A 15,962-nucleotide genomic window follows, 5' to 3' on the forward strand; every position below is an offset into this window, starting at 1 on the left:
ACTTCCCTTCGGCAGCGTAATTGGGGTTAGATGAAAGCTACCGTGAAGTTCGCCTCACATTCAACCGGAGTAGCTATGGGAGCTGCCGTGGGATCCTCGATCTGGCAGAACTGGTCGGGCACCGAGAACGCCGACCCCGCCCGCACCGTCCGGCCCGCGGACGTCGCGGAGCTGGCCGCGGCGGTGACCGCGGCGGCCTCGGACGGGTTGCGCGTCAAGGCGGTCGGGACCGGCCACTCGTTCAGCGGGATCGCGGTCGCGGACGGCGTGCAGGTCGACATGGGCGCTCTCGACCAGGTGGTCGCGGTGGACCCGAGGTCGGGCCTGGTGACCGTGGAGGCGGGGATGCCGCTGTGGCGGTTGAACCAGATCCTCGACGCGCACGGGCTGGCGCTGGAGAACATGGGCGACATCGACCGGCAGACGATCTCGGGGGCGATCTCGACGGGGACGCACGGGACCGGGGACCGGTACCGGGGGTTCGCGTGGCAGGTCAAGGGCCTGAAGCTGGTCCTCGCAGACGGTTCGACCGTACAGTGCACGGAGTTCGAGCGGCCGGAGTTGTTCGCAGCGGCGCGGCTGGGCCTCGGTGCGCTCGGCGTGATCGCCGAAGTCACGCTGCAGTGCGTCCCGGCGTTCCGCCTCAAGGCGGTCGAGCGGCCGGAGCGGCTCGACACCGTGCTGGAGAACCTCGACGAGCTGGTGTCCGAGAACGACCATTTCGAGTTCTACTGGTTCCCGCACACCGCGCGGACCCTCACGAAGCTGAACAACCGGTACGCGATGTCGGAGCCGAGCCGGGCGCCGAGCCGCCTGTCGTACTGGTGGAGCGAGGGGTTCACCGAGAACACGCTGTTCGAGGCGAGCAACCGGGTCGGGGCGCGGTTCCCGGGGATGGTGCCGGGCCTGAACCGCCTGGCCGGGCGGGTGTGGAGCGCCCGGGAGTACACGGACGTCTCGCACCGGGTCTTCGCCTCGCCGCGGTCGGTGGTGTTCCGGGAGATGGAGTACGCGCTGCCGCGCGAGGCGCTGCCGGGGGTGCTGCGGGAGCTGCAGGCGATGGTGGAGCGGGAGCGGCACCTCGTGTCGTTCCCGGTGGAGGTGCGGTTCGCGGCGGCCGACGACATCTGGCTCTCGACCGCGCAGGGCCGGCGCACCGCGTACGTGGCGGTGCACCAGTACCACCGGCACGACCACGGGCCGTACTTCAAGGACTGCGCCGCGATCTTCGACGCCGCGGACGGGCGGCCGCACTGGGGCAAGATGCACTCGCTGGACGCCGAGCGCCTGGGCGACCTGTACGAGCACTTCGACGACTTCCTCGCGGTGCGGAAGGAGGTCGACCCCGACCGGCGCTTCTCGAACCCGTACCTGGAGCGGGTCCTCGGCGACTGACCGCGCCCCGGCCCGCGGGCCGGGGCGCTTCGCTCAGCAGGCGCTCTTGGTCATGAGGCTCTCGGCGTCGTCGTTGAAGCCGACCTCCTGGAAGTTCTGGATCGGCTGGTAGGCGTGGATGCAGAACGCGTCGCCCTGGGCGCCGTCGTCGGCGTAGACCATGATCGCGTAGCCGGTGCGGTTGAGGGCAGAGCTGATCTCGTTGTCGCCGTTCCACCCGCCGATCTCGAAGATCTGGCCGGTGCCGCTGGGCTGCCAGTTCACCCACTTGTCGCCGCCGTAGCCGGCGTCCTCCCACATGCAGACGTGGTCGGCGTCGCAGGTCCCCGCCTCGAGGGCCGGTTCGGCGGCGGCGGTTCCCGCCGTGAAGGCCGAGCCGGCGAGGATCGCGGCGCCGGCGGCCGCGAGTCCGGTCGTGACGCGGCGGCTCCATGGTGCGGACATCGTTGTCTCCTTGTTCGGGTGATGTTGCGGCCGATGACGATCGGTCACTTCTCGTGATGATGCGGCGACACAATGCGAACAAGATTACGGTTCCGCTCCGCGACCCGGGCCGATATCGGGGAACTTCCCCTCCGCACGGTTGTCAGGGGCGTGGGCTACCTTTTGGCCGTGGCAGAGGTGCGGTACCGAAAACTCGATGACATGACCGACGACGAGGTCTACGCGGCGTACGAGCCGCCGGCTCCCGCTTGGCTGCGGGTCAACTTCGTCTCCAGCGCCGACGGCGCGGCGACCCTGGAAGGGCTCTCCGGTCCACTTTCGGGTGAAGAGGACAAGCGCGTGTTCAAAGTCCTGCGGGCGCGCTGCGACGTGCTCCTGGCCGGATCGGGCACCGTCGCCGCCGAGGGCTACGGGCCGCTGGTCCTCTCCCCCGACCGCATGGCCTGGCGCCGGGCGCACGGCCTGCCGGAAGTGCCGGTCATGGCCGTCGCCTCCCGGACGCTGACCGAACTCGACCCGGCCGCGGGGATCTTCACCGAGGCGCCGCGCCGCGCGATCGTCATCGTCCCCGCCGACCTCCCCGAGACGCAGGTCGGGCCGTTCCGGGAGGTCGCGGACGTGATCGCCGTCGGCACCGGCGCGGTCGACTACGCGCGCGCGGTCGACGCGCTCCGCGAAAGGGGACTGCACCAGATCCTGTGCGAGGGCGGGCCCCACGTCTTCGGCGACCTCATCGCCGCCGACCTCGCCGACGAACTCGACCTGACGCTCTCGCCGCTCCTGGTAGGGGCGGGCTCCATCCGCATCGCCGAAGGCACCACCGCCGACGCGGCCCGGCCCCTGGAGCTGCGACACGTCCTCGAAGCCGGGGGGAACCTCATCCTGCGGTATCTGCGAGGATCGACCGATGAGTGAATCGGTGGGCCGCGTGCTCGGCACAGAGGACGCGACGCCCCTGTCGTTCTGGGTCGGCGTCGGGCCGGAGGCGTACGCGCAGCTCGACGACGTGCTCACCACCGAACGCCAGGTGCCCGGGGTCGGCACGGTCCGCATCTCCGGCGTCGTCACCTCCGTGCGCTCGCGACACGAAGGCGCGCAGTTCGACTCGGACGTCTTCGACATCGCCGGGGGCCTGCTCCCCGCGCAGGTCCAGGAGGCCGCCGAGGTCACCGTGACCCGCGTCGAACCCGAGGTGTTCGTGCCGCCGCGCCCCGGCTCGGAGGTGCAACGCGCCACCGGCGAGGACCGCGACCGGGCCCTCTACTTCGACGGCATGGCCCGCCAAGTGCCCCTCGGGTTCTCGCGCGATGGCCAGCCGGTGTTCCTCAACCCCGACTTCCTCGACGGCACGAGGGGCGCGCACGTCTCCATCTCCGGCATCTCCGGCGTCGCCACGAAGACCTCCTTCGCGACATGGATGCTCTACTCGCTCCTGCACTCCGGCGCACTCGGCGCCGAAGCCGCGAACACGAAGGCGCTCATCTTCAACGTCAAGGGCGAGGACCTGCTGCTCCTTGACCACGACAACACGAAGATCGACGAGAGCGTGCGCGACTCCTACCGCCGCCTCGGCATGGAGCCCGGCGCGTTCAAGTCCGTGGAGGTGCTCGCACCGCCGCGCGAAGGCGACTCCAACGGCGTCCCCGACGTGGCGTGCCGGTCCACCGGCGTGGACGCGTTCTACTGGACCCTCGCCGAGTTCTGCCAACTCAGCCTGCTGCCGTTCGTGTTCGCCGACGGCGACGACGACCGCCAGCAGTACACGATGGTCGTCCACCAGGTCGCCGCCAGACTGCGCAAAGAGGCCCGCCCCAAGGACAACGGCGCGATCAGCGTCGACGGGCAGCTGCTCACCAGCTACCGCGACCTCGTCGACCTCATCTGCGAGCGCCTCTCCGACGACGAGACCCGCACCGAATGGGCCGGGTCCGCGATCGGCCTGGGCACCGTGAACGCGTTCATCCGCCGCCTCATCGCCTCCGGGCGCGACATCGGGCGGCTCATCCGCGGCGACCTGCCGCCCAAGGGCGCCGTGCTCACCTCGGACGCCCAGGTCACCGTCGTGGACCTGCACAACCTGCCCGACCGGGCGCAGCGCTTCGTCGTCGGCGTCGTGCTCCGCACCGAGTTCGAGCGCAAGGAGAAGGCCGGCACCGCCCGCCCGCTCCAGTTCGTCGTCCTCGACGAGCTGAACAAGTACGCGCCGCGCGAGGGCACCAGCCCCATCAAGGACATCCTGCTCGACATCGCCGAACGCGGACGCTCCCTCGGGGTCATCCTCATCGGCGCCCAGCAGACCGCGTCCGAAGTGGAGCGGCGCATCGCCTCCAACTCGGCGATCCGCGTCGTCGGCCGGCTCGACGCCGCCGAGGCCACCCGCCCCGAGTACGGGTTCCTCACGCAGGCGCAGCGCATGCGGGTGCTCATGGCCAAGCCCGGCACCATGTTCGTGGCCCAGCCCGAGCTCCCGGTCCCGCTCGTGGTGAACTTCCCGTTCCCCGCCTGGGCCACCCGCCCCTCCGAGGCCGGGTCCGCCCCGGCCGCCACCGCGCGGTCCGGCCGCGCACTCTCGCCCACCGCGAAGGTCGACCCGTTCGACCTCGCCGGGGACGACGAAGACGACATCCCGTTCTAGATTCGGGCCCACAGCACTGAACTCACAGCACTGAGGAGCAGGCCTTGCGGATTCTCCACACGTCCGACTGGCACGTCGGCGTCACCATGAAGGGCCGCTCGCGCCTCGACGAGCAGCGCGCCGTCTTCAAGCAGATGGTCGACGTCGCCCGTGCAGAAGCGGTCGATCTCGTGATCGTCGCCGGGGACCTCTTCGACACCGCCTCGCCCTCGGCCGAGTCGCAGCGGCTCCTGTTCTCGGCCCTGTCCGCCCTGCGCGGCACCGGCGCCGAGGTCGTCGTCATCGCCGGGAACCACGACAACGGCAAGGCCCTCGAGGCCCTCCGGCACTGGGCCCACGCCGCCGGCATCCACCTGCGCGGCTCGCTCGGCAAGGCCGCCGACCACCTCATCACCGGCACGACCGAGAACGGCGAGCCCTGGCGCTGCGCCGCCCTCCCGTTCATCGCCCAGCGGCACGCCGTGCGCGCCGCCGAGCTGTTCGAACTCGGCGCGGCCGGCGCCGAGGCGAACTACGCCGACCACCTGCGCCGCCTCGTCTCCGCACTGACGCACGACTTCACCGCCGACACCGTGAACCTCTTCACCGGGCACCTCACCGTCGTGGGCGGCAAGGTGGGCGGCGGCGAACGCGAGGTCCACACCGTGGCCGACTACGCCGTCCCCGCCGCGATCTTCCCGCCCACCACTTCCTATGTGGCCCTTGGGCACCTGCACAAGGCGCAGGCGATCACCGGGCCCTGCCCGATCCGCTACTCCGGCGGGCCGCTCGCGGTCGACTTCGGCGAAGAGGACCACACGCCGAGCGTCGCCATCGTCGACGTAGCGCCCGGCGTCCCCGCCCGCGCGCGCACCGTGCCGCTCACCGCCGCCGTGCCGCTGCAGACCATCCGCGGCACCCTCGAGAAGCTCGCGAAGGCCGAGGTCGACGAGCGGGCCTGGCTGCGGGTCTTCGTCACCGAACCGGCCCGCGCCGGACTCCGCGGCGAGGTCGCCGACCTCTTCCCCCGCGCCGTCCAGATCCACATCGACCCGGTCATGCGCACCGACGAGGCCAAACCCCGCGAACGGCGCTCCGGCCGCAGCCCCGGCGACCTCTTCGCCGCGTATCTCACCGAGCACCAGCACGACGATCCCGCCGTCACGAAGCTGTTCAGCCAGCTCTACGAAGACACCCAGACCGTCACCGAGGAGGCCTGATGCGGCCCATCCGACTGGACCTCCAGGGATTCGGCTCCTACACCGGGTCCGAGACCTTCGACTTCACCGACGCGGAGTTCTTCGCGCTCACCGGGCCCACCGGCGCGGGCAAGTCCACGGTGCTCGACGCGATCTGCTTCGCGCTGTACGGCCGCACCCCGCGCTGGCCGAAGTCGGCCACCCAGAACTCCCTCGCACCGTCCTCAGTGGAGGGCCGGGTGCGGCTGGTGTTCCAAGCGGCCGGGCAGCACTACGTGGCCACGCGCATCCTGCGGCGCGACCGCAACGGCAAGGTCAAGACCACCACCGCCGCCATGGAGCAGCTGCCCGACGGCGTGAACCCCGCCGAGGACACCGAGCTCGTCGAAGGCCTCGGCAAGGCCCTCGGCGGGAGCCCGAACGAGGTCAACGCCGCCGCCGAGCGGATCATCGGCCTCCCGTTCGAGCAGTTCACCAAGTGCGTGCTGCTCCCCCAGGGCGAGTTCGCGGAGTTCCTGCGCGCCTCCTCGGCCGACCGCCGGAACATCCTGGAGAACCTGCTCGGCCACAGCGTCTACCGCGGCATCCAGCAGCGCGCCCGCACCCGGTTCGTCGACGCGGACGCGAAGCGGCAGGCGTACGAGACGCAGCTGGCCGGCATCGCGCCGGTCACCGAGGAGCAGATCCGGCACGCCGCCGAACGCGTCGAGCGCCTGGAGAAGCTCTCGGAGCCCGTGCGGGACAAGTCGAACGCGCTCGACGGGCTCGCCTCGGCCGTCGAGGCCGCGCGGCGCCGGCTCACCGAGGCCGAGGCGAACCTGGCCTCGCTCACGTACATCAAGCAGCCGTCCGGCGTAGCGGACATCGCCGCGCAGGTCGCCTCGGCGACCGCCGCGGTGGTCGAGAAGGCGGCCGAAGTCGAGGCCACCGAAGCCGAGGACGAGCGGCTGCGGACCGAACTGGACGGCCTCGACCTGGCGAAGCTCGAGCGCGACCTCAAGGCCTGGGCCGAACTGGCCGAGACCGAGTCGAAGCTCAAGACCGGCCTCGAGCTCACCGAGGAGCTGCGCGACCAGTTCGCCGAGGCGAAGGAACTGGAAGAGGCCGCCTCGGAGGAGGTCGAGATCCAGCACGCGGCGCTCCACAAGGTCCGCATGGCCGAACTCGCCGGGACCCTCAGGGCAGGGCTGGCGGTCGGCGACGAGTGCCCGGTCTGCGACCGGCCCGTGGACGAGGTTCCGGAGCACGACCTCTCCGAGTCGATGCACCAGGCCGAAGAGGCCTCCCGTACGGCCACAGTGGAGTTCCGCGACTCGCAGGCGGCCGTCGTCGCCCTCCAGACGAAGCTCGAGAACTACGAGGAGCGGCTCACCGAGCTGCAGCTGGCCGAGCGGCGGCTGAAGAAGAAGCTCGAGAACGTCCCCGAACCGACGGTCCTGCAGCAGCAGCGGTCCAGCTCCGAGGAGGCCCGGCAGCAGCTCGCGGGCACCGGCGCCGCGCTCAAGGCCGCGCGGCGGGCGCTGCGCGAGGCCGAGAAGCGCAAGGCCGTCGCCGACGAGCGGCAGCAACGGGCCTGGAAGGAGTTCCAGCACGCCCGCGACCAGGTGGCCGTGCTCGGCCCGCCCGCCGGCGGGGACGACCTGGCCGCGAGCTGGGAGCAGCTGGTCGCCTGGGCCGAGGCCTCCCTGGAGCGAGCGGGGTCCGAGCGCGAGGCCGCCCGCACCGAGCTCGCGGGCCTGGACGGCCGCGCCCAGACACTGCGCGGCGAGCTCCGGTTCGCCTTGGGCGAGTTCAACGTCGAGGTGCCGCGCAACGGCACCGGCGGCGACTACGTGGCCCGGCACGCGACCGCCGTCGAAGCGGCGCGCGCGGAGTCCGCGGCCCTCACCGAGGCCCGGAGGCGGCGCATCGACCTCGACGCCGAGATGCGGCGCTTCGCGGGCGAGGCGCTGGTGGCCAAGGAGCTCGCGAAGCACCTGGATGCGCGCAAGTTCATGGAGTGGCTGCTCAGCGAGGCCCTCGACGAGCTGGTGGCGGGAGCGACCGTGATGCTCAACCGCATCACCGGCGGCCAGTACGACCTGGTGTACCGCGAGCAGGACTTCTGGGTCGTGGACCACCACGACGCCGACATGCCGCGCCCGGCGCGGAGCCTTTCGGGCGGCGAGACCTTCGCGGCCTCGCTGTCATTGGCGCTCGCCCTGAGCGATCAGCTGGCGAGCCTGTCGCGGCACGGCGCGAGCCTGGAGTCGATCATCCTTGACGAGGGCTTCGGGACATTGGACCCCGAAACGCTCGATGCGGTCGCGACGACACTGGAGGCGCTGACGCTCTCCGCCGGTCGCACCGTCGGCCTCGTGACGCATGTGACCGAACTCGCAGAACGGGTGCCCGTGCGGTTCCGGGTCACCAAGGACGCCAAAGGGTCCCATGTGGAGAAGACCTTCACTTAGTGCAGGTCACGGGCTCTTGACGAATTCTTGACGCCTCTTTGCGCTTCCGCGCGCCCGCATTCTGGCAATCCCCCGGGGCCGGGAGTAATTTCAAATCGTCCACCGCGTCAGGCCGCAACGGCAGCACACCACACGCGCGCTGTTGGCATGCACGCCATCCGATATGCGTGCGATATCCGGCTATGCACCAGGACACATGAGGGTCACTCACCTGCAGTTAAACTTGAATGTTCAAGTACTTATGCAGATATGACCACATTGCACTTCCGCGGCAATCGCCGCAAGCTGATCACCGGAGCGGGCGCCGTCGGCGCCGGCGCCTTGGCCGTCTTCGCCCTCGACGCCTGCAGCGCCGACGGCAGCGGCATGGGCGGCGAGGACGCCGCCGCGCAGACCGCAGACGTCCCCAGCCTCAAGGACTTCGACTCGGCCACCGACATCTGGGACGCCATGCTCGACGGCAACCAGCGCTGGGCCGACGGCGGCGCCGTCCACCCCGACACCGACGTCGCCCTCCGCGAATCCCTCGCCGAAGGCCAGGAGCCCCGCGCCGCCGTCTTCACCTGCGTCGACTCCCGCGTCGCCCCCGAGTTCGTTTTCGACACCGGCGTCGGCGACCTCATGGTCACCCGCACCGCCGGCAACGTCTACGACCCGCTCGTCTCCGAGTCCGTCTCCTACGGCCCCGCCGCCCTCGAAGCCCCGCTCCTCGTCGTCCTCGGCCACCAGAAGTGCGGCGCCGTCACCGCCGCCCACGAGGCCCTCCTCGCGGCCGAGGAGGGCACCGAGCTCGAGGAGCACGAGTACGCGCTCCCCGAGACCGTGGAAGCCCTCAGGGCCGCCTACGAGGCGTCCAAGGGCGAGTCCGGCGACCCCGTCGACGCGATGATCAAGGCGAACGTCCTCCTGACGATCCAGGCCCTCAAGGAGCACCCGAACCTGGCCGAACTCGTCGCGGACGGCGAGCTCACCGTGGTCGGCGGCGTCTACTCCCTCGAGACCGGACTGGTCACCGAGGTCTCCTAGCGCGGTCCAGGGCGTCGACGGCGAGCAGTACGCTGGGCCGCAATCGTTCCGGAAAGCAGGTGCGCCTTGCAGATCACCGTCGACGCCTGGGACCCGTCCTTCGCGGACAACCCCGAGTCGCCCTCGCGCTCGAACCAGGCCATCGTGAACGCCGGTGTCGAGCTCGAACCCGCCGACTGGCGCCCGGTCGACGCGCCCGCTTCGGGGCCGCGCCGCATCCTCGTGGTCGACGGCGTGCGCCGCATCGACGCCCGCGTCGAGCTGCTGGAGGACGGCGAGCGCTGGCCGGGCGTGTGCGTTTCGTGGGCGGCCGGCGCGGTGGCGTGCGACCTCGACGGGCAGGTCTCCACGGTGGCCGAGGCGGCCGTGGAGCGGGGCCTGTTCGCGGCGGTGAGCCCCGGCGTGGACTTCGGCTACTACCCGTACTGCGAGGCCGTCTCGGCCGATCCGGGCGAACTCGTCAACGAGGCGCAGCAGAAGATGGCCGACCTCGAGGCGAAGATGGCGACGCTGTGCGCGATGGACGCCCAGCTGTCCGTGCTCGACGGGCCGCTGCGCGGGCGCACGCGCCTGCCGAACTCGGTGGGGTACATCAAGAGCCACCACCGCTCGTACCTGCAGGGCGAGCTGAACGCGGTCGTGGAGCGGCTGCGGCCGGGCCAGCGCACGCCGGTCTTCCACCTCATGTCGGGCTGGCCGCGCTACACGTGGTACCTGCGGCTGCCGGGGACGTCGTCCCGGGGCTGGGCGGGCGTCGCGCGGCTCGAGGCCGCTGACGACTTGAGCGAGGAGGCGGCCATCGCGCTCGCCGACGCCACTGCGGCGGCCCTGCCGCCCTTGGGTTCGGCGGCGCACAAGGACGCGCGCGCCCCGCAGAACCTCACTCCGATCGCGGGGCTCGAGCGCCGCTTGAAGCGGATGCTGGGCGACCCGCGGCTGCTGCTGCGCTCGGTGCGGGCGGCGTCCAGGGAGACTGACGACCGGCCTTAGGGCCCGAACGTGCGAGCAGCCCCGGCGCCGTCGCGCCGGGGCTGCTCTGCGGGTCAGCGAACTCCGGGTCCGCTTGGGTTCGAGCTTAGAGGTGGATCAGTACCAGCCGTTGGACTCGCTGTGCGACCAGGCGCCGCACGGGCTGCCGTAGCGGCCTTCGATGTAGTCGAGACCCCAGGCGATCTGGGTGGCCGGGTTGGTCTCCCAGTCGTCGCCGTTGGCGGCCATCTTGTCGCCGGGGAGGGACTGCGGGATGCCGTAGGCGCCCGAACCGGAGTTGTAGGCGCTCTCGTCCCAGCCGGACTCCCGGTCCCACAGGTCGACGAGGCAGCCGACCTCGTTCATGTCCCAGCCGGCCTCGAGGGTCATGGTGCAGCCGATGGCCTTGTTGCCGGAGTATTCGGAGCAGTCGGCGGCGATGTCGACGCTGCCGCCGCCGTCGGAGGACTCGGAGGTCTCCTCTTCGGCGGGTTCGGGCTCGGGTTCGGGTTCGGGGACCTCGGCGGGCTCGGTCTTCTCGGTGGGCTCGACCGCGGCGGCCTCCTTGACGGGGAGGATGCTGTCCATCGGCGCGACCTGGTCCCACTGGCGCTCGGCGTCGCCGGCGTCGGCGACGATCTCGGCGGCGAGCAGTTCCTCGGCGGTGGGGTCGTCGGTGCTGATGATGGCGGCGCTCGCGCTGCTGGCGGAGCCGACGGCGAAGAGGACGGCGGCGGCGGACACGAGGACGCGTTTGCGGGCGGGGTGCCGCTCGGGGTCTTCGGCTCGGTGCCGCGCACGGGAGGTCTGCATGCGGGTGAACATCGGGGCAACCCTAGGGGTGCGAAACCGAGCGGTCGTACCGCTCGGTAATCGCACCAATACGGCACATCTCCACATGCGAGCGAAGCTATCGGGTGCCTGGTTCGCCCGATAGCGACGGTATCGCGCCGGAAGTCGCCGTCCTCCTGGGACCGGGGCACCGGGACTCCCCCGAACGGCCCATTGACACCGCGACGCCCCGGCAGACCTTCTTCCACGCAGGTCTAGTGAGATCAATGTCATAAAGGACCGCTAACATGCCCGTATTGCCCGGAAAGCACGGAACCGGCCCCACCGGGAGGCGGGGCCGGTTCGCGTCTCGCGCGGCGCCTATTTGGTCGGCGACTCGCCGGGGGTCGCGGACTCGGCCGCCTCGGGACTCGTCTCCTGCCCCGAAGGCGTCTCCCCCGCGGTCGGCTCGGCGTCCGCGGACGGGCGCTCGGTCGCCGCCCCCGCCTCGGACGTGGGCGAATCGCCGGAGGGCATGGTCGCGGCGTCGTCCTGCGGGGCGCACAGCGGGTACTGGTAGCCGAGGTTCTCGTCGTACGCGTACCCCGTCTCCTCCTCCGGCGGTGCCGTCGCGAACGGGTCGCCGGGCGTGGTCGGGCAGCGGCTCGGGTCGCCCAGGTAGAGCGGGCTGCCGTTCTGGTCGAACAGGTACACGCCGGTGAGCAGGTTGCCGTTCTCGTCGTAGACGTAGAGGTCGCTGATGTACTCGTACTCGGACCCGTCGTCGATGTACTGGGTCTCGACGAACCGCGTCGGAATCGCGCCCGTGATCATCCAGGAGAACTGGTAGCCCGCCAGCGCGACGATCGCGATCCCGCCCGCGATCATCCAGCGGCGGCGCCGGCCGCGCCATTCGAGGGACTTGGCGCCCAGGCGCATCGAGGCCCAGACGCAGACCAGCAGCACGGCGATCATGAGCAGCAGACCGGGGAGCGATCCGATGATCGAGTACCCGGTGACGCCGAACTGGGCGGACGCGAGCCAGTAGACGAAGAGGGCCGTGACGATCGCGCCGCGCAGGACCCACCAGCCGGGGCGGAGGCGTTCGCGCAGTTCGCCCGCGTCGGCGTACCCGGTGCTCACGGCGTACTTGTCGGCGGCGGTCTTCAGGCGGCCGAGGGCCGGGGCGGCGGTGTCGGCGAACTTGCGGCGCATGCGGACGGCGACCGGTTCCTTGTCGACCTCGGCGGTGTCGCGGAGTTCGCGGGCGTAGGCCTCGGGGCTGCCGAGGAGGTCGCGGAGCGACGCGCCCGGTTCGAGGTCGGCGGCGACCTCGGACAGGTGGGCGTCCAGTTCGGACATCAGGTCCTGCCTGATGTGCGAGGGCAGGTCGTTCAGGTGCCGCTCGACCGCGGTCAGGTACGACGCGATCTCCGTGGACCGGTCGGGTGTGGTCGTCATGGTGCTGCCCTTCTCGGCTGACCTTCAAGCTGCGGTGTCAGTGGTGCGATGCTCATGATGTGTAGACCGCCCGCGGCGACGGCGGCGTTGCACGGTCCTCCTGGAAAGCCTCCAGGGCGGGGCTGTATCCGAGGACGGCGACGGCGAGCCGGTCGGGGCTGCCGAGGCGGTGCTCCAGGGTCTCGCCGGGTCGCAGGTCCGAGGCGACGTCGGCGAGGTGGGCGCGCAGTCCGGCGGCGAGGTCCTCGCGGATCTCCTCGAGCAGGACGGCGAGGTGGTGCTCGACCGAGGCGCGGTAGGCGGCGATCACGTCGGTCGGCGTAGGGGCGTCGGTCATGGTCAACCTTTCGTGGGCACGTCGAACAGCACTCGCATCTTGGTGCTCACGTCCTCCCAGGCCTCGCGCGCCTGGCGCAGGTACTTCCGGCCGGGTTCGGTGAGCGAGTAGTACTTGCGGTGCGGGCCCGATTCGCTCGGCTGCACGTAGGTGGACAGGTAGCCCGCCCGGTAGAGCCGCCGGAGCGTGCCGTAGACCGAGGCGTCGCCGAGATCGTCGAAGCCCGCGGCGCGGAGCCGGTTGAGGATCTCGTACCCGTATCCGTCCTGGCGTTCGAGCACGCGCAGCACGATGATGTCGAGCAGGCCCTTGAGCAGTTGCGATCGGTCCACGCTATCCACAGTACCATGCAATGCACAGTAGTGGACGCGTGCAAACGCGAGCGGCCCCGTCGTCGCCGACGGGGCCGTTTCGCTTGCCGTGCTTAGAGGGTCGCGCGGGCCGCGCGCAGGCGCGCGAGGCTCACGTCCTTGCCCAGGAGCTCCATGGACTCGTACAGCGGCGGCGACACGGTCTTGCCGCTGATCGCCACGCGCACGGGGCCGAAGGCCTTGCGGGGCTTGAGGCCCATGCCGTCCACGAGGGCGGCCTTCAGGGCCTCCTCGATCGCCCCGGTGGTCCAGTCGATGCCCTCGAGCGCCGCGATGGAGGCGTCGAGCACCTGCGCCGCGTCGTCCTTGAAGGTCTTCTTCGCGCTGTCCTCGTCGAGCGCCACCTCGGTGCCGCAGAACAGGAACCGCAGCATCTCCACGGCCTGCGCGAGCGTCGCGCACCGCTCCTGCACCAGCGGCACGGCCACTTCGAGCACATGCGCCTCCGCCGCAGTGACGTCGGCGCCGAGCAGCCCCGCGTCCTGCAGGCGCGGCACAAGCATCCCGATCAGCTCGTCGGTGTCGACCGCACGGAAGTGGTCCGAGCAGATCGCGTCGAACTTCTTCTCGTCGAACCTCGCCGGGTTCGACTTCACGTCGTGCAGGTCGAAGGCCTCCAGGAACTCCGCGACGGTGAACACGTCGCGGTCGCCCGAGATCGACCAGCCGAGGGTCGCCACGTAGTTGAGCACGCCCTCGGGCAGGTACCCGGCCTCCTTGTACTGCAGGAGGTTCGAGCGCGGGTCGCGCTTGGACATCTTCTTGCCGCGCTCGTCCACGATGAGCGGCAGGTGCGCGTACTCGGGCTCGGCGTCGGCGATGCCCAGCTCCACGAGGGCGCGCCACATGACGATCTGGCGCGGCGTCGAGGGCATGAGGTCCTCACCGCGGGTGACCATGTTGACCTTCATGATCGCGTCGTCCACCGGGTTGGTGAGCGTGTACAGCGGCGAGCCGTCGCCGCGTGCGATCACGTAGTCGGGCACCGTGCCGGCCGGGGTCGTGACGTCGCCGCGCACCGCGTCGCGGAAGGTGATGTCCTCGTTCGGCATCCGCATCCGGTACACCGGGTTGCGGCCCTCGGCGCGGAAGGCGGCCTTCTGCTCGTCGGTGAGGTCGCGGTCGAAGTTGTCGTAGCCGAGCTTCGGGTCGCGCCCGGCGGCGCGGTGGCGGGCCTCGACCTCATCGTTCGTCGAGAACGCCTCGTAGGCGTAGCCGCCGTCCAGGAGCCGCTTGATCACGTCGGCGTACACGTCCAGGCGCTGCGACTGCCGGTAGGGCGCGTACGGGCCGCCGATGTCGGGCCCCTCGTCCCAGGTCATGCCCAGCCACGAGAGCGCCTCGAGCAGCTGGTCGTACGACTCCTCGGTGTCGCGCGCCGCGTCGGTGTCCTCGATGCGGAACACGAACTCGCCGCCCTTGGCCCGGGCGTAGCCCCACGAGAACAGGCAGGTGCGCACCAGGCCCACGTGCGGGGACCCGGTCGGGCTGGGACAGAAGCGGGTGCGGACGTTACTCACTGGGAACCACCTTGTTGGACAGCGTGCCGATGCCGGCGATGGAAACGGAGACGGTCTCGCCGGCCTGGAGCGGGCCCACGCCGGCGGGCGTGCCGGTGAGCACCACGTCGCCCGGCAGCAGGGTCATCACCTGCGACACGTAGGCGACGATCGCGGCCGGGTCGAAGACCATGTCCTTGGTCGAGCCGAGCTGGCGCACCTCGCCGTTGACCTCGCAGCGGACCTCGGCGTCGGCCATGTCGACCTCCGGGCTCGTCTCGATCCACGGCCCGATCGGGCAGAACGAGTCGAAGCCCTTGGCGCGCGTGAACTGCACGTCCTGGCGCTGGATGTCGCGGGCGGTCACGTCGTTGGCGCAGGTGTATCCGTAGATCGCGCCCTTGGCGGCCTCGCGGTCGAGGCCGCGGGCCCCGTGCAGGCCGATGACGACGGCCAGCTCGGCCTCGTGCTCGACCTGGTCGGACACGGCCGGGAGCCGGATGGCCTCGCTCGGGCCGATCACCGAAGTGGAGGGCTTGAGGAAGATCAAGGGCTCCTTGGGAACCTCGTTGCCCAGCTCGGCGGCGTGGTCGGCGTAGTTGCGCCCGACGCACACCACCTTGGAGGGAAGGATCGGGGCGAGCAGCCGCACGTCCTCGAGCGCCCAGCGCTGGCCGGTGAGCTTGATCTGCGCGAACGGGTGGCCCTCGATCTCGGCGGCGGTGGCCCCGGGGCCCTCGCCTTCCAGGACGGCGAACGACATGCCGGTCGGTTGAGCGATCCGCGCGATCCGCACAGTCGGCCCCTCTCTGAGACTGGTTCGAAACCTTGCGGCCTCAGCTTAGTTCGGGGTCGGAGCGGGATCGACGCACTATCGTGCGGAGCGCGATCGAGTCACGCAGTCGCGCGGAGCGCGGTCGAACCGCGCAGTGTGCGGAGCGGCGGCGGTGCTGCGGCGCTAGCGGACTAGCAGGAAGATGCCGCCGATGATGACGACGCCGACGAGCGCGCCGACGACGATGCCCATGCCGAGGCGGCGGACCGATCCGAACAGGCCGATGAGGAAGCCGAGCACGCAGGTCAGCGGCGCGGCAACGAGGAGGGAGATGGCGGTGGCGCCGAAGCGGACCTTCATGGTCTCGCCGATGTCGCCCACGAGCGCGAAGCCGAAGCCGAATGCGGCGATCACGAGGATCACGAGGCCGAGGAAGAAACCGGACATGAAGCGGCGGCGCCCATACACGGCCGAATCCGCGGCCATGGCCGCCGCGCGGGCACGATCGGTCTTGTAGGAAGTCACACCTCAACTCTAGTACGCCCGCACCAACGGCGCGGCCACGGCATTCACTGGGATACGGGCCCTGCGGGCGCGGCACGCGGGCGCCGTCTCCTTTGGAAACCGCCGAGGCCCATGCATCGAGCG

General features: G+C 70.7%; 15 protein-coding genes. 7 read left to right on the forward strand and 8 right to left on the reverse strand.

Annotated features, from left to right (window positions below):
• The first annotated feature begins 75 nt into the window (after positions 1-75).
• Complete coding sequence (locus QWI33_RS03030; protein ID WP_435367545.1) at positions 76-1,395, forward strand: D-arabinono-1,4-lactone oxidase; 1,320 nt, start codon at positions 76-78, stop codon at positions 1,393-1,395.
• 33 nt (positions 1,396-1,428) lie between these two features.
• On the opposite strand, the gene QWI33_RS03035 is transcribed toward QWI33_RS03030, so the two are convergent.
• The gene (locus tag QWI33_RS03035) at positions 1,429-1,839 is read right to left on the reverse strand and encodes a peptidase inhibitor family I36 protein (RefSeq protein WP_289954748.1); all 411 of its coding nucleotides are present in this window, start codon (positions 1,837-1,839) and stop codon (positions 1,429-1,431) included.
• Between the two features lie 201 nt (positions 1,840-2,040).
• Here QWI33_RS03035 and QWI33_RS03040 point away from each other — a divergent pair, with 201 nt between their 5' ends.
• The 6 genes from QWI33_RS03040 (at position 2,041) to QWI33_RS03065 (ending at position 10,121) form a co-directional block, all read left to right on the forward strand.
• Positions 2,041-2,754, forward strand: a complete 714-nt coding sequence (locus QWI33_RS03040; RefSeq protein ID WP_289954750.1) for a pyrimidine reductase family protein — start codon at positions 2,041-2,043, stop codon at positions 2,752-2,754.
• Positions 2,747-4,474 (forward strand): ATP-binding protein, encoded by a 1,728-nt coding sequence (locus tag QWI33_RS03045; protein WP_289954751.1) that lies wholly within the window; start codon positions 2,747-2,749, stop codon positions 4,472-4,474. The genes QWI33_RS03040 and QWI33_RS03045 overlap by 8 nt, the downstream gene beginning before the upstream one ends.
• Before the next feature lie 44 nt (positions 4,475-4,518).
• Complete coding sequence (locus tag QWI33_RS03050) at positions 4,519-5,673, forward strand: exonuclease SbcCD subunit D (RefSeq protein ID WP_289954754.1); 1,155 nt, start codon at positions 4,519-4,521, stop codon at positions 5,671-5,673.
• A complete protein-coding gene (locus tag QWI33_RS03055) occupies positions 5,673-8,105 on the forward strand; it encodes an AAA family ATPase (protein ID WP_289954756.1) in 2,433 nt (810 codons plus the stop codon). The genes QWI33_RS03050 and QWI33_RS03055 overlap by 1 nt, the downstream gene beginning before the upstream one ends.
• A 249-nt stretch (positions 8,106-8,354) precedes the next feature.
• Positions 8,355-9,131: a carbonic anhydrase gene (locus QWI33_RS03060; RefSeq protein WP_289954757.1), complete on the forward strand. Its 777-nt coding sequence runs from the start codon at positions 8,355-8,357 to the stop codon at positions 9,129-9,131.
• Between the two features lie 66 nt (positions 9,132-9,197).
• A complete protein-coding gene (locus QWI33_RS03065; RefSeq protein WP_289954759.1) occupies positions 9,198-10,121 on the forward strand; it encodes a hypothetical protein in 924 nt (307 codons plus the stop codon).
• A 96-nt stretch (positions 10,122-10,217) separates the two neighbouring features.
• Here QWI33_RS03065 and QWI33_RS03070 read toward each other — a convergent pair whose 3' ends face one another.
• The 7 genes from QWI33_RS03070 to QWI33_RS03100 all read right to left on the reverse strand — a co-directional run bounded on the left by QWI33_RS03070 (position 10,218) and on the right by QWI33_RS03100 (position 15,839).
• Positions 10,218-10,925, reverse strand: coding sequence for an aggregation-promoting factor C-terminal-like domain-containing protein (locus tag QWI33_RS03070; protein WP_289954760.1), 708 nt, complete (start codon positions 10,923-10,925; stop codon positions 10,218-10,220).
• Between the two features lie 327 nt (positions 10,926-11,252).
• The gene (locus QWI33_RS03075) at positions 11,253-12,332 is read right to left on the reverse strand and encodes an HAAS signaling domain-containing protein (RefSeq protein ID WP_289954762.1); all 1,080 of its coding nucleotides are present in this window, start codon (positions 12,330-12,332) and stop codon (positions 11,253-11,255) included.
• Between the two features lie 52 nt (positions 12,333-12,384).
• Entirely contained in the window at positions 12,385-12,669 is a 285-nt protein-coding gene (locus tag QWI33_RS03080; RefSeq protein WP_289954764.1) for a hypothetical protein, read from the reverse strand.
• Between the two features lie 2 nt (positions 12,670-12,671).
• The gene (locus QWI33_RS03085; protein WP_289954767.1) at positions 12,672-13,001 is read right to left on the reverse strand and encodes a PadR family transcriptional regulator; all 330 of its coding nucleotides are present in this window, start codon (positions 12,999-13,001) and stop codon (positions 12,672-12,674) included.
• A 92-nt stretch (positions 13,002-13,093) separates the two neighbouring features.
• Positions 13,094-14,560: a glutamate--tRNA ligase gene (gltX, locus tag QWI33_RS03090; RefSeq protein WP_289954768.1), complete on the reverse strand. Its 1,467-nt coding sequence runs from the start codon at positions 14,558-14,560 to the stop codon at positions 13,094-13,096.
• Complete coding sequence (locus QWI33_RS03095) at positions 14,553-15,335, reverse strand: fumarylacetoacetate hydrolase family protein (RefSeq protein ID WP_289954770.1); 783 nt, start codon at positions 15,333-15,335, stop codon at positions 14,553-14,555. The genes gltX and QWI33_RS03095 overlap by 8 nt, the downstream gene beginning before the upstream one ends.
• A 162-nt stretch (positions 15,336-15,497) precedes the next feature.
• Complete coding sequence (locus QWI33_RS03100; RefSeq protein WP_289954772.1) at positions 15,498-15,839, reverse strand: hypothetical protein; 342 nt, start codon at positions 15,837-15,839, stop codon at positions 15,498-15,500.
• Positions 15,840-15,962: the final 123 nt, after the last annotated feature.

The organism is Glycomyces tritici (assembly GCF_030403505.1).